This window comes from Geothrix paludis, from assembly GCF_022808815.1.
GTDB lineage: Bacteria > Acidobacteriota > Holophagae > Holophagales > Holophagaceae > Geothrix > Geothrix paludis.
Map to the genome: position 1 here is coordinate 763933 of NZ_JAKZLC010000001.1, position 12597 is coordinate 776529.

The 12597-nt window shown below is 69.5% G+C and carries 15 protein-coding genes; 9 read left to right on the forward strand and 6 right to left on the reverse strand.

Translation table 11 applies throughout. The features are described 5' to 3' along the window. Positions 1-29 precede the first annotated feature (29 nt). From MLE64_RS03545 to hisG, 8 genes are read left to right on the forward strand one after another with little or no spacing between them, the layout of a single operon-like run. Positions 30-1805, forward strand: a complete 1776-nt coding sequence (locus MLE64_RS03545; protein WP_243316020.1) for an aminotransferase class I/II-fold pyridoxal phosphate-dependent enzyme — start codon at positions 30-32, stop codon at positions 1803-1805. After that, positions 1802-2386 carry an imidazoleglycerol-phosphate dehydratase HisB gene (gene hisB / locus MLE64_RS03550; protein WP_243316028.1) on the forward strand — a complete coding sequence of 195 codons (585 nt, stop codon included), beginning with the start codon at positions 1802-1804 and terminating at the stop codon, positions 2384-2386. Before MLE64_RS03545 ends, hisB begins: the two co-directional genes overlap by 4 nt. Beyond that, positions 2383-3018 (forward strand): imidazole glycerol phosphate synthase subunit HisH, encoded by a 636-nt coding sequence (hisH, locus tag MLE64_RS03555; RefSeq protein ID WP_243316030.1) that lies wholly within the window; start codon positions 2383-2385, stop codon positions 3016-3018. The genes hisB and hisH overlap by 4 nt, the downstream gene beginning before the upstream one ends. Next, entirely contained in the window at positions 3009-3722 is a 714-nt protein-coding gene (locus MLE64_RS03560) for a 1-(5-phosphoribosyl)-5-[(5-phosphoribosylamino)methylideneamino] imidazole-4-carboxamide isomerase (RefSeq protein ID WP_243316041.1), read from the forward strand. The genes hisH and MLE64_RS03560 overlap by 10 nt, the downstream gene beginning before the upstream one ends. After that, complete coding sequence (hisF, locus tag MLE64_RS03565; protein ID WP_243316042.1) at positions 3722-4474, forward strand: imidazole glycerol phosphate synthase subunit HisF; 753 nt, start codon at positions 3722-3724, stop codon at positions 4472-4474. Before MLE64_RS03560 ends, hisF begins: the two co-directional genes overlap by 1 nt. Before the next feature lies 1 nt (position 4475). Further along, complete coding sequence (gene hisIE, locus MLE64_RS03570) at positions 4476-5123, forward strand: bifunctional phosphoribosyl-AMP cyclohydrolase/phosphoribosyl-ATP diphosphatase HisIE (RefSeq protein ID WP_243316045.1); 648 nt, start codon at positions 4476-4478, stop codon at positions 5121-5123. Beyond that, complete coding sequence (locus tag MLE64_RS03575) at positions 5123-6091, forward strand: ATP phosphoribosyltransferase regulatory subunit (RefSeq protein WP_243316048.1); 969 nt, start codon at positions 5123-5125, stop codon at positions 6089-6091. Before hisIE ends, MLE64_RS03575 begins: the two co-directional genes overlap by 1 nt. Then, positions 6088-6735: an ATP phosphoribosyltransferase gene (gene hisG, locus MLE64_RS03580; protein ID WP_243316050.1), complete on the forward strand. Its 648-nt coding sequence runs from the start codon at positions 6088-6090 to the stop codon at positions 6733-6735. The genes MLE64_RS03575 and hisG overlap by 4 nt, the downstream gene beginning before the upstream one ends. A 130-nt stretch (positions 6736-6865) precedes the next feature. On the opposite strand, the gene MLE64_RS03585 is transcribed toward hisG, so the two are convergent. Further along, entirely contained in the window at positions 6866-7372 is a 507-nt protein-coding gene (locus tag MLE64_RS03585) for a GreA/GreB family elongation factor (RefSeq protein ID WP_243316053.1), read from the reverse strand. Positions 7373-7524: 152 nt separating this feature from the next. On the opposite strand from MLE64_RS03585, the gene MLE64_RS03590 reads away from it, so the two are divergent. Continuing rightward, complete coding sequence (locus MLE64_RS03590; RefSeq protein ID WP_243316055.1) at positions 7525-8469, forward strand: ion channel; 945 nt, start codon at positions 7525-7527, stop codon at positions 8467-8469. Between the two features lie 14 nt (positions 8470-8483). On the opposite strand, the gene MLE64_RS03595 is transcribed toward MLE64_RS03590, so the two are convergent. From MLE64_RS03595 to lptB, 5 genes are all read right to left on the reverse strand, one after another. After that, positions 8484-9584: a CofH family radical SAM protein gene (locus tag MLE64_RS03595; protein WP_243316057.1), complete on the reverse strand. Its 1101-nt coding sequence runs from the start codon at positions 9582-9584 to the stop codon at positions 8484-8486. Positions 9585-9586: 2 nt separating this feature from the next. Then, positions 9587-9751, reverse strand: coding sequence for a hypothetical protein (locus MLE64_RS03600; RefSeq protein WP_243286011.1), 165 nt, complete (start codon positions 9749-9751; stop codon positions 9587-9589). A 74-nt stretch (positions 9752-9825) separates the two neighbouring features. Further along, positions 9826-10149, reverse strand: a complete 324-nt coding sequence (gene hpf, locus MLE64_RS03605) for a ribosome hibernation-promoting factor, HPF/YfiA family (protein ID WP_243316059.1) — start codon at positions 10147-10149, stop codon at positions 9826-9828. A 68-nt stretch (positions 10150-10217) separates the two neighbouring features. Further along, positions 10218-11786 (reverse strand): RNA polymerase factor sigma-54, encoded by a 1569-nt coding sequence (gene rpoN / locus MLE64_RS03610; protein ID WP_243316069.1) that lies wholly within the window; start codon positions 11784-11786, stop codon positions 10218-10220. Then, the gene (gene lptB / locus MLE64_RS03615) at positions 11786-12523 is read right to left on the reverse strand and encodes an LPS export ABC transporter ATP-binding protein (RefSeq protein ID WP_243316095.1); all 738 of its coding nucleotides are present in this window, start codon (positions 12521-12523) and stop codon (positions 11786-11788) included. The genes rpoN and lptB overlap by 1 nt, the downstream gene beginning before the upstream one ends. Positions 12524-12597 lie beyond the last annotated feature (74 nt).

A 12597-nucleotide genomic window follows, 5' to 3' on the forward strand; every position in this document is an offset into this window, starting at 1 on the left:
TTTCCTCCTACCCTCATCCCGAGTCACCCATGTCCTTCCTCCGACCTGATCTCGCCGACCTGCCCGCCTACCGGCGGCCTCCCGAGCCGCCCACGGGCCTCCGCCTGCACATGAACGAGGCCGGGTCCGATTGGCCGGCCGAGGCCCGCGAGGCGCTGCTGGCGCGGCTTCGCACCCTGCCCTTCAACCTCTACCCCGAGCGCCAGGAGGAACTCACCGAGCGCCTGCGGAAGCGCGTGGGCGCGCCCGAAGGTGGCCTGCTGCTGGGCCCCTCCAGCGGCGCCCTGCTCGACCACGTAGCCATGGCAGGCCTGAGCTTCGGGGACACGGTGGCCATCCCGGATCCGGGTTTCAGCCTCTATCCCATGCTGGTGCGCCGGAACGGTGGCCAGGTGCGCAAGGTGCCCCAGGGCACGGGCTTTCCACTGGAGCCCTGGTTCGAAGCGCTCGACTGCCGCCAGATCTGGCTGACCCTGCCCAACAACCCCACGGGCGCCTGGGTATCCCCGGCGGAACTGGAGCCTCTCCTGGCCGCGGCGGCTGCCCGCCCCAAGCCGCCCCTGGTGGTGATGGACGAGGCCTACGCGGAGTTCGCGCCGGCCACCCACCGCCTGGCGGTGGACCGCTATCCGAACGTGGTGCTGTTGCGCACCTTCAGCAAGGCGCTGGCCTCCGCCTCCTGGCGCCTGGGCTACCTCCTGGGCGACCCTGCCCTGGTGTCCAAGCTGGCCACGCTGCAGCTGCCCTACTCCATCCCCGCCGCCAGCCTGGAGGCCCTGGACGTGGCCCTGGACTTCGCGCCGACCTTCGAGCCCGCCGTGCGCGCCCTGCCGGAGCGGCGCGATCGCCTGGCGACGTCCCTGGCGACCACCCTGCCCGCGCACCGCGTCGCCCCCAGCGCCGGCAACTTCATCCACGTGACACCGGACCCCTCAGACATTCTGGAAGCTGAGGGCATCAAGGTGCGCCGCCTGCCCGGCACCGGTGCCGCGCGGCTCACCATCGGCACGGAACCGGACACGGCCCGCGTGGCCGCGATCCTGGGCACGCCGCTGCCGGAGCCCGCGCCACAGCCGCGTCGCCGCCTGCTGGTCCTGGACATCGACGGCGTGCTCATTGATGCCGACCGCAGCTTCCTGGAGGCCGTGGCCCGGGCCCTGGCTGAGCTGCGGCCTGCCCTGCCCTGGTCCGATGGCGCCTACCGCGCCTTCAAGCGCCTGGGCGGCTACAACAACGACTTCCGCCTCGCCGCCGGCGCCTTGGCCCTGGCCGAGGTGCACGGTGACGTGGACCTCCAGCCCGTGATCGAAGCGGCAGACAGCCGCGGCTTCCCGGAGCTCGACGTGCGGATGGAGGCCCTGGAGCCCGCGGCGCAGGTCGTCGTGCAGAAGCACTACGCGGACACCATCCGCCTGGAGCGCCCCCTGGTGGACTTGGCCGAGCTGAAGGCCACGGGCTGGGAGCTGGCGGTGCTCACCGGGCGGCCGCCCGAAGAACTGGACCTGGCCTGGAAGGTGTTGGGCTTCTCGCTGCCCGCGGTCTGCGACGCCGCGCCCCACCTGCGGAAGCCCGAGCCCGCGGGCCTGTTGCAGCTGGCGGACGCCTACCGGGCCGAGGAGGTCGTCTTCGCCGGGGATACCGTCGATGACGCGCGCTGCCTGCGAGCCGCCGCCGAGCTGAAACCCGAGGTGGCCTGGCGCTTCGCGGCCCTGGGCCCCGACCGCTCCCGCTTCGCCGCGGCCGGGGATGCCGAGTCCGAGACCCTGCGCGGCCTTCTGCCCACGCTGACCCAGGAGCAGCCATGAGAACCGCGACCCTGACCCGCGCCACCGCCGAGACCCAGGTGAAGCTCAGCCTCTCTCTGGATGGAGGCGAAGCCCGCATCCGCACGGGCCTGGGCTACTTCGACCACATGCTGATGCAGCTCGCGAAGCACGGGGGCTTCGGCCTCGAGGTGGAGGCCTCCGGCGACCTGCCCGTGGACAGCCACCATCTGGTGGAGGACGTGGGCCTCTGCCTGGGCGACGCCCTGAAGACGGCCCTGGGCAACCGGGCCGGCATCGCCCGCTTCGCCCACGCCTACGTACCCCTTGACGAGGCCCTTGCCCGGGTGGTGGTGGACCTCTCCGGTCGTCCCTGGTGCGAGTTCCACGCGGAGCTGCCGCCGGTCATCCTCGGCGACGGCTTCCAGGTTGAGATGGTCCGGGAGTTCTTCATCGCCCTGGCCATGCGCGGTGGCCTGGCCATCCACGCGGACCTCATCCGCGGCGTGAACACCCACCACAAGGTCGAGGCCCTCTTCAAGGCCCTGGCCAAGGCCCTGTCCCAGGCCACCCGCGCCGAGGGCGGCGGCGTGCCCTCCACCAAGGGGACTCTGTCCGCATGAGCGCCGGCACCATCACCCTCATCGACTATGAGGCGGGAAACCTCGCGTCCCTGGAGGGCGCGTTGGAGCGCCTGGGCTTTCCCTTCGTCCGCGCCGCGTCGCCGGACCAGGCCGCAGAGGCAGGTCCCATCGTCCTGCCTGGCGTGGGGCACTTCGAGGCCGCCCAACGCTCCCTCCGGGATCGGGGCTGGTGGTCCGCGCTACCGGGACTGGTGGCCGACGGCCGGCCCCTGCTGGGCATCTGCCTGGGGCTCCAGCTGTTGGCCGAAGGCAGCGAAGAAGCCCCCGGCATCCCCGGACTGGGCCTCATCCCCGGCCTCGTCCGGCGGCTGGGTCCCGGCGTGAAGGTCCCCCACATGGGCTGGAGCCAGGTGCATCAGGCTCGCCCTCACCCGGCCCTCCCGGATCCCGATGGGGCTTGGCTCTACTTCGTGCACAGCTACGCCTTGGAACCCACGGACGACACCCTGCTCGTCGCCGAGCACGGCCGCCCCTTCACGGCGGCCGAGGCCCGGGGCAGGGTGATGGGCTTCCAGCCCCACCCCGAGAAGTCCGGGCCCGACGGCCTGCGGCTGCTCCGCGCTGCGCTCGCCTGGATGGGCGCAGCCGCTCAGGAGGCGCCATGCAACTGATCCCGAGCATGGACCTGATGCAGGGCCGCCTGGTGCGGCTGCGGCATGGAGACCGGAAGCAGGCCACCTTCTATGACTTCACGCCGGAAGCGTGGGTGGAGCGGCTGATCGCCGCCGGCGCCCGCCGCATCCACCTGGTGGACCTGGACGGAGCCTTCGGCGAGCCGCGCCAGGGCGCCTTCACCGCCTTCCCCGCCCGCTACCCCCAGGTTCGCTTCCAGCTGGGGGGCGGCCTGCGCGACCGCGCCGCCATCGAGGAGGTGCTGGCCCTTGGCTTCGACGCCGTGGTGGGCACGCTGGCCGTGGAGCAGCCCTCCGCCCTGCGGGGCCTCCCCGGCGAGCGCATCGTGGCCGCCCTGGACCTCAAGGGCCAGCGCATCGTCACCCGCGGCTGGCAGGCCGACAGTGCCTGCGAGTCCACGGATGTCTTCGAGGCCCTGCTCACCCTGGGCTTCGATCGGGCCCTGGTCACGGACGTGAGCCGCGACGGCACGCTGGAGGGGCCGGGCCTCGAAGCCGCGGCCTGGGTGGCCCGGGAGGGCTTCCGCGTGCAGGCCTCCGGCGGCGTGAAGGGCCTCTCGGATCTGCCCACGTTGGCCGCGCTGCCCGGCGTCGTTGGCGCCATCAGCGGCAAGGCCCTCATGGAGGGCCACATCCCCCTGGAGGATCCCCGCACCCGCGCGGCCCTCCAAGGAGGCGCCTGATGCCCGCCAAACGCGTCATCCCCTGCCTCGACGTGAAGAACGGCCGCGTCGTGAAGGGCATCCAGTTCAAGCAGCTCCGCGACCTGGGCCACCCCGCGGAGCTGGCCCGCCGCTACGACCAGGAGGGCGCGGACGAACTGGTCTTCCTCGACATCGCCGCTTCCCAGGAGAACCGCGGCACGCGAGAGGCCTGGGTCCGCGACGTGGCCCGGGAGCTCACCATCCCCTTCACCGTGGGCGGAGGCGTCTCCAGCATCGAGGACGCCCGCAGCCTGCTGCGCGCCGGGGCCGACAAGGTGGCCGTGAACACCGCCGCATCCCTGCGGCCGGACCTGGTCTGCGATCTGGCGGACGCCTTCGGGAGCCAGTGCGTCGTGGCGGCCGTGGACGTGAAGCGCGATCCCGACCTGGGCTGGCGTGTCTACCTCAAGGGCGGCACCGCGCCCACGGAGCGGTCCGCCGTGGACTGGCTCTGGGAGCTCAACGACCTGGGCGCGGGCGAGATCCTGCTCACCTCCATGGATCGCGACGGCACCGGCGATGGCTTCGACCTGCCCCTGCTGGACCTGGCCTCGGAGCTGCCCATCCCCCTCATCGCCTCCGGCGGCGCGGGCCGGGAGGTCCACTTCCTGGAGGCCCTCCAGCACGGCGCCGATGCCGTGCTCGCCGCCACCCTCTTCCACGAGGGCATCCTGCCCATCCCCCGTCTCAAGGCCTACCTTGCCCAGAACGACCTCTCCGTACGGATCTGACATGGACCTCGACACCCTCACCTTCGATTCCGCCGGCCTCATCCCCGGCATCGTGCAGGACCGCGCCGGCGCGGTGCGCATGGTGGCCTGGCTCAACCGGGAATCCCTCCAGCTCACCCTCGACACGGGCTTCGTCACCTTCTGGAGCCGCTCGCGCCAGGCCCTCTGGGTGAAGGGCGAGAGCAGCGGGAACCGGCTCCAGGTGATCCAGATCCGCCCGGACTGCGATTCGGACGCCCTGCTCATCCTCGCGGAGCCCGAAGGCCCGAGCTGCCATCGCGGCACGGAAAGCTGTTTCGACGCCGCCCCCGGAGAAGACCAGGCGACCGCCCCCTGGCCCGCCACCCTGCCCTGGCTAGGCCGTCTGGAGACCCTCCTGAAATCCCGAAAGGCGCTGGCGGATGTGGAAGGCAGCTACACCCAGAAGCTCTTCGCCCAGGGCGTGGACCGCATCGCCAAGAAGGTGGTGGAGGAGGCGGGCGAGGTGGTCATCGCCGCCAAGAACGACAACCGCGAAGAGTTCCTCGGAGAGGCCGCGGACCTGCTGTTCCACCTCGACATGCTGCTGCTGGAGCGTGGCGCCAGCCTGCTGGACGTGGTGGATGTGCTCCATCGCCGCCACGCCGACCGCACGGGAGGGCCCGCCTGATGGCCGTCCGCACGCCCCACTTCCCCGATCTGCTCTTCAACTCAGCCGCCCGGCTGCGCCGCTGGGAGGGCGCCCTTATGGGCCTGCTGGCGGATCATGGCTACCGCGAGTTGCATCCCTCGCTCGTCCTGCGGGAACCCCCGCCGGAAGGCGCGCTGCGATTCTTCGACGGCGACGAGCTGGTGGCCCTGCGCTGGGACTTCACCGTGGCCCTGGCGGGCCTCCTCACCCGCACTTTCCCCGCGCCGCCGGACCGCGTGGCTTATGCCGGCGCCGTGTTCCGGCGGCCCGTGCAACCTTGGGAAGCGGTGGAGCGTTTCGAGGTGGGCTGCGAGCGCATCCAGCCCGAGGGCGAGCCCGCCGCGGAGGCGGATGTGGAGCTGGCCCGACTGCTGATGGCCGTGCCCGGCCTCCTGGGTCTGAAGAGCGCCATCCTCCACCTGGGCAACGCAGCCCTGGTGCGCCGCCCCCTGGAGGCCGAGGGCCTGTTCGGCGAGCTGGCGGACGCCGTGGTGGCGGCCCTCTCGCGCCGGGCGCCCCACCGCGTGCGCGAGGCCCTGGACGGGCATCCCTCCGCCGCGCGGCTCACGACCCACGCCGAGGCGCTGCTCTCCGAGTTCGACGGCCCCGGCACCCTGGGCGCCCTGGCCGCCAGCCCCTATGCGGCCCTGCTTGAGGAGGAGCGGAGCCACATGGATCGGGCCCTCCAGGCCCTGCTGCCCATCCTTCCGCCCAACCTGGAGCTGCGCGTGGACTTGGCGGACGTGGCCGGACTCGGCTTCTACACGGGCCCCACCCTGCGCCTGTGGGCCCCCGGCGCCCAGCAGGAGCTGGCCGCGGGCGGCCGCTACGACCGCCTCTTCCCGGGCCTGGGCCGCCCCTGGCAGGCCGCGGGCTTCTGTGTTCGTCTGTCGCGCCTGCTCGACCTGGCCGCCACCCGCCCCGACCTCTTCGAGGAACCCCGATGAACCAGACCCTGCTCATCGCCTTCCCCAAGGGCCGGCTCGGCGACGAGCTGGTGCCCCTGCTGGCGGGCACGCCCCTGGCCCTCGACGCGGCGGCCCTTAAATCCCGCGTCCTGCGCATCCCCACCGCCACCCCCGGCGTGGCGGCCCTGCTGCTCAAGGGCGCGGACCTGCCGCGCTACGTGGCCGCTGGCGTCGCTTCGCTGGGCATCGTGGGCTCGGACACCCTGGACGAGATGGACATGGACCTGCTGGAGTTGGCTGATCTCGGCTTCGGCGCCTGCCGCCTGTCGCTCTGCGCCAAGGCGGGCGTCAGCCTGGAGGACCTGCGGGCCAAGCCGCACTTGCGCCTAGCCACCAAGTTCCCGAAGGCCACCGAGGCCTGGCTGGCCCGCGAGGACCTCACAGCCGAGTTGGTGCCCCTGAGCAGCAGCGCGGAACTGGCGCCCCTGCTGGGCCTGGCGGACGCCATCGTGGACCTGGTGCAGACCGGCGGCACCCTCAAGGCCCACGGCCTGGTGGAGACCGCCATCCTCGGCCGCTCCTCCGCCCGCCTCGTGGCCGCCCGCGGCGCCTATCTCAGCGAGCCCGGCCGCATCCGTCCCCTGGCGGAAACCCTGCTCGGAGCGTTAAAAGCAAAGGCTTAGACAGGGTTAACAGGATGAAAAGATGGATTAACAGGATGCAAAAGCATTTCTGCAGTTCTTCCCGTCCTTAATCCTGTTCATCCTGCCTTCAATCCTGTTAATCCTGTCCCCGCTTTGTCTTGGGTCCGGATCACCCGGATGGGCCCGGGCGGACGCTGAGGATCTCCAGGCGCATCGTCCCGGCAGGTCGCCGCCACACGACCTCATCGCCGGATTCCGCGTTCAGCAGAGCCTCGCCCAGCGGCGAGACCCAGCTGACCTTGCCCCGGGAGGGATCGGCTTCGTCCTCGCCGACGAGGGTGTACGTCGTGACGACGCCGGCTTCGTCGCAGACCTCCACGGCGGCCCCGAAATGCACGCGATCCTTCGGCTTCCCGTCGGAGGCCACCAGGACGGCACGGTTCAGGCGCTCCTGGTAGTAGCGCAGGTCGCGCTGGACGATGGCCAGCTCCTGGGGGTTGGCCAGCTTGCCCTCCGCCAGCAGCCGGCTCTGGCGGGCCTCCAGGTCTTCCTTCAGGTCCTGCAACTGCCGCAGCCCGGCGGGCGTCACGTAGTTCGTGTGGGGGCTCTGGGGCCGGTCGGGCAGGACCTCGGGGCGCCCCGTGTCATCCGGATCCTTGATGAAGGCTCGATTCACCGTGTCGCTCTGAAATCAGTTGGGTGGCATCCAGGGGTGCGTCCCTGGAAGGCCGCAGCCCATGGTGAGTCCTGCGGCCGGACCAGATCAAGCCCCGGAGGCCCAGAACCGATCCTGGAGGCTACACTCAGGGATTTCCCATTCAGGACACCATGGACTCCCACCTCCGCCGAACGCCCATCGATGACGACCTGGGCCTGGGTCTCCAGGCCGGCCGCGAACGCGGGGTCAACAAGGACGGTTCCTTCAACGTCCGCCGCATGGGCCTGCCACGCTTCCGCCCCTACGACCTCTACCACCACCTCATCACCATGGGCTGGGGGCGTTTCCTGGGGCTGCTGTTCCTGGCCTTCCTCGTCACCAATGCCATCTTCGCCTTGATCTACCTGGGCATCGGCATGGAACAGTTCACCCGCCAAGGAGGCCCGGCATTCCGGGAGCGGCTGCAGGACGCGTTCTTCTTCAGCGCCCAGACCCTCACCACGGTGGGTTACGGCCACATCAGCCCCCACGGGTTCCTCGCCAACGCGGCCGCCGCGCTGGAATCCCTCCTGGGCCTCCTAAGCTTCGCCCTGGCCACCGGCCTTCTCTACGGGCGGTTCTCCCGGCCCCAAGCGTGCCTGCGGTTCAGCAGCCTGGCCGTGATGGCTCCCTACCAGGACTTCGCCGGCTTCATGTTCCGCCTCGTGAACATGCGCAGCAACGAGCTCATCGAGGTGGAGGCCACGGTGAGCCTGTCCCTCCAGGATCCGGCCTCGACCACCCGGCGCTTCATGCTGCTGCCCCTGGAGCGTCCGAAAATCCACCTGTTCCCCTCCAGCTGGACGGTCGTGCACCCCATCGATGAGACCAGCCCCCTGTTCGGCCTGACGGAAGCGGACCTCCGCCATGCGAAGGCGGAATTCATCGTCCTCATCAAGGCCTTCGACGACACCTTCTCGCAGACCATCTACGCCCGGACGTCCTACACGGCCGGCGAAGTCCGCTGGGGGGCCCGGTTCAAGCCCATGGCCTTCATCGGGCCGGACGGCATGACCGAGATGGACGTGGAACGCCTGGACGCCGTGGAGGACCTGGCTCCCGCCCCCCGGAGCTGATCACGGGGGCGGGCTCAGCCCCGGACTTCGCCGTAGATGTTGTCCCGCTGCCAGGGCTCGTAGCCGGCGGCGCGGATCATGCGGGTCATCTCGTCCTTGTTCACGCTGTAGCAGGTGCCCGCCGCGCTGACGACGTTCTCCTCGAGCATGAGGCTGCCCATGTCGTCGCAGCCATAGTGCAGGGCCACCTGGCCGGTCTTGCGGCCCATGGTGACCCAGCTGCTCTGGATGTGCGCGAAGTTGTCGAGGAAGATCCGCGCCACGGCGATGGTGCGGAGGTACTCCACGTCCGTGGGCTTGGGCACCTTGCCTTCCCAGGGCGTGTGGCCGCTCTGGAAGGGCCAGGCGGCGAAGGCCGTGTAGCCGCCGCCGTTGTTCCGCGCCAGGGCGCGATCCTGCTGGTCCCGCAGGGCCTCCAGGTGCTCGATGCGCTCAGCCATCGTCTCCGTGATGCCGAACATCATGGTGCCCGTGGTCTTCACGCCCTCCTCGTGGGCCGCCTCCATCACTTCCAGCCACTTCTCGCGGCCGCCCTTGAGGGGCGCGATCTTCTTGCGGATGCGGTCCACCAGGATCTCCGCGCCGCCACCGGGGATGGAGCCGAGGCCCGCCTCGCGCAGATCCGCGATGGTCTTGCCCAGGGTCTGGCCGCTGAGCTTGGCCATCATCTGAATCTCCACCGGCGAGAAGCCGTGGACCCAGATGCCCAGGTCGTGGTGGAGGTAGCGCACCAGATCCAGGTAGTAGTCCCAGGGCAGGTCGGGGTTCACGCCGCCCTGCAGCAGGAAGCCGGTGCCGCCGATGGCCTGGGTCTCCTCGGCCTTCTGCATTAGCTGTTCCTTCGTGAGCACGTAGCCGCGGCTGTCCCCGGGCTTGTGGTAGAACGCGCAGAACGTGCAGTAGACGTTGCAGACGTCCGTGTAGTTCACGTTGCGGTCGATGACATAGCTCACGCGACGAGGATCATTGTGGCGATCCCGGGCGGCGGTGGCGGCCACGGCCAGGTCGGGCAGTTCCGCCCGCTCCATGAGCACCAGGGCTTCCGCAGCGGACACGCGACGGCCCTGGAGGACGCCCTCCAGGATCGCCTCGGGGGTATCGAGGGCCTTCAGCATGCCTAGACCTGGTACCCCATGACCTGGAGGCACCGGCGGCAGACGCACTCCTGACCCGGGATGCCGTGCTGGAAGTGCTCCAGCGTGTAGGGATTGCGGCACTTCTCGCAGATCTGGGTGGGCTCGGTGGTGGTCTTCGGGGCGTAGAGATGGGTGGGATCGGGCATGGCGGACTCCGGAACCTCCAGGATATCAAAGGCGGTCCCGGAGGACCGCCTTTGATTCGGAAACACGGGAATGGCTACTCTTCGATGGCGCCGGCCTTGGCGCTTTCGTGGGGCCGGTCGTTGCGCTTGCCCTGGTGCTTGTGGGCCTGCACATCCAGCTTCTCGATGGCCTGGGTGATGCTGGCATACATGTCCGCGGTGGTGGCCGAGGCCACGAAGGCGTTGGCGCGGGTCTTCAGCGTGATCTCCGCCTCATGACGGTGCTTCTCCACACCCAGGATCACATGGACGTCGATGATGTCGTCCAGATAGGTGGCCATCTTGTCCAGCCGCTCTTTGGTGAACTGCTTGAGGGGCTCGGTGAGCTCCACGTGACGGCCGGTGTAGTGGACCTTCATGGGACACTCCTGAAAGGGGCCGGGCGGCCCGGGAATCATGGAACCGGCGCAGGAGGGGCCTCGGCCCGCTACCGGCGTCGACGCTGGGAGGCCGGAGGAATCTTGAGTTCCTCGCGGTACTTGTTCACCGTGCGGCGGGCCACCTTGATGCCGTCCCGCTCGAGCAGGCCGGCGATGGCCTCGTCGGACAGCGGCTTGGCAGGGTCCTCGGCCTGCACGAACGCCTTGATGCGATGTTTGACCACGGTGGCGGAGATGTCCGAATCCTTCGGGCGCGCCGAGAAGAAGTAGTTCAGGTCGTAGAGGCCCTGGGGCGTGTGGATGGTCTTCGCCTTCACCACCCGGCTGATGGTGCTCTCGTGGAAGCCCGTGGCCTCGGCCACGTCGCGCAGCACCATGGGGCGCAGGCTCTCGATGCCGTGCTCGAGGAATTCCTTCTGGAGTTCCACGATCTGCGCGGAGACCCGCAGCACGGTGCGGTTGCGGTCCTCCACACCCCGGATGAAGTCCCGCGCGCTGCGGAAGCGCTCACGGATGAAATCCTTGTCGGACTTGGCCTCGCTGGAGGCCAGGAACCGCTGGTAGTCGCCGTTCACACGCAGGCGGGGGAGGCCCTCGTCGTTGAGGTAGATCTTCCAGTTCCCGTCCTCACCCTTGAGCACCACCACGTCGGGCTTCACCACCCGCTCGCCCTCGGGGTCGAAGGCCCGTCCCGGCGAAGGGTTGAGGTGCTTGAGCTGATCCATGGCCACGCACAACTCCGCGTCCGTGCAACCCAGGGCGCGGCGCAGCTTGGCGCTGTCCCGCTGGGCCAGCAGGGCGGAGTGGTCGTGGATGATGCGCACCGCCAGGTCGTCGGGCTCAGCGCCGGCGTGACGGAGCTGGAGCAGCAGGCTCTCCTGCACGGTAAAACAGCCAATGCCCGAGGGATCGAACTCCTGGAGCACGTCGAGGGCTCCGCGCAGGGCCTCTTCCGTGACGCCCATGTCCGCCGCCAGCGCGGCGGGCGTGGTCTCCACGGAGGGCTGATCCGGATCCAGGCGCAGGAAACCTTTGGGGTCCAGACGGTCGATCAGGCGCTCCACCAGGGCAGCGCGGGGATCCTCATGCTCCAGAGTTTCGTAGAGCTGACCCACCAGGTGGTCCTGGAGCGATTCATTGGCGCTGAGGCGGTCCTCCCAGGAGAGGCGATCCTCCTCCGGCAGGTTGCTGGTGCGGGGGAGGTCCTGGTCCCAGCTGTTCTCCGCGCCCAGCTCGGTCTCCTGGACCTGGGCCACGCCCTCTTCAGTGAACTTCTCCAGGTCGCTCTCGGGGTTCATCTCACCCGCCGCATCCAGGATCGGTCCCAGATCCATGGTGTCCACCCCTTCGGGCAGTTCCACGCCCTCGGCGGCCTGGTCGGAGGTGGCTTCCGTCACATCCGAATCGCGCCCTTCCTCGATGGCCTCGAGGGTCGGCACCTCGTCGCTGTCGTCGGCCAACTCCAGCAGCGGGTTGTCCTCGAGCTCGCGCTCGATGGTCTGCGACAGCTCCTGCAGGTTCATCTGCCACAGCTTGAGCTTCAGCTGCATGGCGGGTGTCAGCGCAAGGGTCTGGCTCTGGGCCAGCCGCTGGGAGAGGTAGGGGCCCGCCGCCATCAGTCCAACCTGAACCGGTCGCCCAGGTAGACCCGGCGGATGTCCGGATCCTCTGCGATCTCGCTGGGCAAGCCGTGTTTCATGATCATCCCGTCCGCCAAGATATAGGCCCTGTCGGCGATCTGCAAGGTCTCGCGGACATTGTGATCCGTGATGAGAACGCCAATGCCTCGCGCCTTGAGGTCATCGATGAGGCCCTGGATCTCCAGCACGGACTTGGGATCCACGCCGGCGAAGGGCTCGTCCAGGAGCATGATCCGAGGTTCGGTCACGAGGGCGCGCGCCAGCTCGCAACGCCGCCGCTCGCCGCCGGAGAGGCTCATGCCCAGCGTGTCGCGCACCTTGCCCAGGTGAAAATCGGCCAGAAGCCGTTCACAGCGGTCCTTCTGCTCCGCCTTCGGGATGGGCTGCAATTCCGCCAGCGCCATGAGATTTTCCCACACCGTCAAACCCCTGAACACGCTGGATTCCTGAGCCAGGTAGCCGATGCCCAGCCGCGCCCGCCGGTGCATGGGCAGGGCCGTCACATCCTGGCCCAGCCAGCGGATGCCGCCGCGGTCCGGCGCCTCCACGCCCACCACCATGTAGAAGGTCGTCGTCTTGCCCGCGCCGTTCGGCCCCAGCAGCCCCACCACTTCGCCCATGCCCACACAGAGGCTCACGTCCCGCACCACGGTGCGGTCACCATATCGCTTCTGGAGGTTCACGGCCTCGAGGCAGGGGGTGGGCTCTGTCATGGTTCTATCAGAACATACTGGCCCGCCTGATGGCGCCGAGGGCGCGCGCCGTGGCCAGCGCGCGGAAGGAGAAA

What these genes read in the sequence shown, in the direction of transcription:
- hisG (WP_243316050.1), top strand. Translation starts at nt 6,088, where the DNA reads ATGAACCAGACCCTGCTCATCGCCTTCCCCAAGGGCCGGCTCGGCGAC.
- rpoN (WP_243316069.1), bottom strand. Translation starts at nt 11,786, where the DNA reads ATGGCGGCGGGCCCCTACCTCTCCCAGCGGCTGGCCCAGAGCCAGACC.
- lptB (WP_243316095.1), bottom strand. Translation starts at nt 12,523, where the DNA reads ATGACAGAGCCCACCCCCTGCCTCGAGGCCGTGAACCTCCAGAAGCGA.
- hpf (WP_243316059.1), bottom strand. Translation starts at nt 10,149, where the DNA reads ATGAAGGTCCACTACACCGGCCGTCACGTGGAGCTCACCGAGCCCCTC.
- MLE64_RS03590 (WP_243316055.1), top strand. Translation starts at nt 7,525, where the DNA reads ATGGACTCCCACCTCCGCCGAACGCCCATCGATGACGACCTGGGCCTG.
- hisIE (WP_243316045.1), top strand. Translation starts at nt 4,476, where the DNA reads ATGGACCTCGACACCCTCACCTTCGATTCCGCCGGCCTCATCCCCGGC.
- MLE64_RS03560 (WP_243316041.1), top strand. Translation starts at nt 3,009, where the DNA reads ATGCAACTGATCCCGAGCATGGACCTGATGCAGGGCCGCCTGGTGCGG.
- MLE64_RS03575 (WP_243316048.1), top strand. Translation starts at nt 5,123, where the DNA reads ATGGCCGTCCGCACGCCCCACTTCCCCGATCTGCTCTTCAACTCAGCC.
- hisB (WP_243316028.1), top strand. Translation starts at nt 1,802, where the DNA reads ATGAGAACCGCGACCCTGACCCGCGCCACCGCCGAGACCCAGGTGAAG.
- MLE64_RS03595 (WP_243316057.1), bottom strand. Translation starts at nt 9,584, where the DNA reads ATGCTGAAGGCCCTCGATACCCCCGAGGCGATCCTGGAGGGCGTCCTC.
- hisF (WP_243316042.1), top strand. Translation starts at nt 3,722, where the DNA reads ATGCCCGCCAAACGCGTCATCCCCTGCCTCGACGTGAAGAACGGCCGC.
- hisH (WP_243316030.1), top strand. Translation starts at nt 2,383, where the DNA reads ATGAGCGCCGGCACCATCACCCTCATCGACTATGAGGCGGGAAACCTC.
- MLE64_RS03600 (WP_243286011.1), bottom strand. Translation starts at nt 9,751, where the DNA reads ATGCCCGATCCCACCCATCTCTACGCCCCGAAGACCACCACCGAGCCC.
- MLE64_RS03545 (WP_243316020.1), top strand. Translation starts at nt 30, where the DNA reads ATGTCCTTCCTCCGACCTGATCTCGCCGACCTGCCCGCCTACCGGCGG.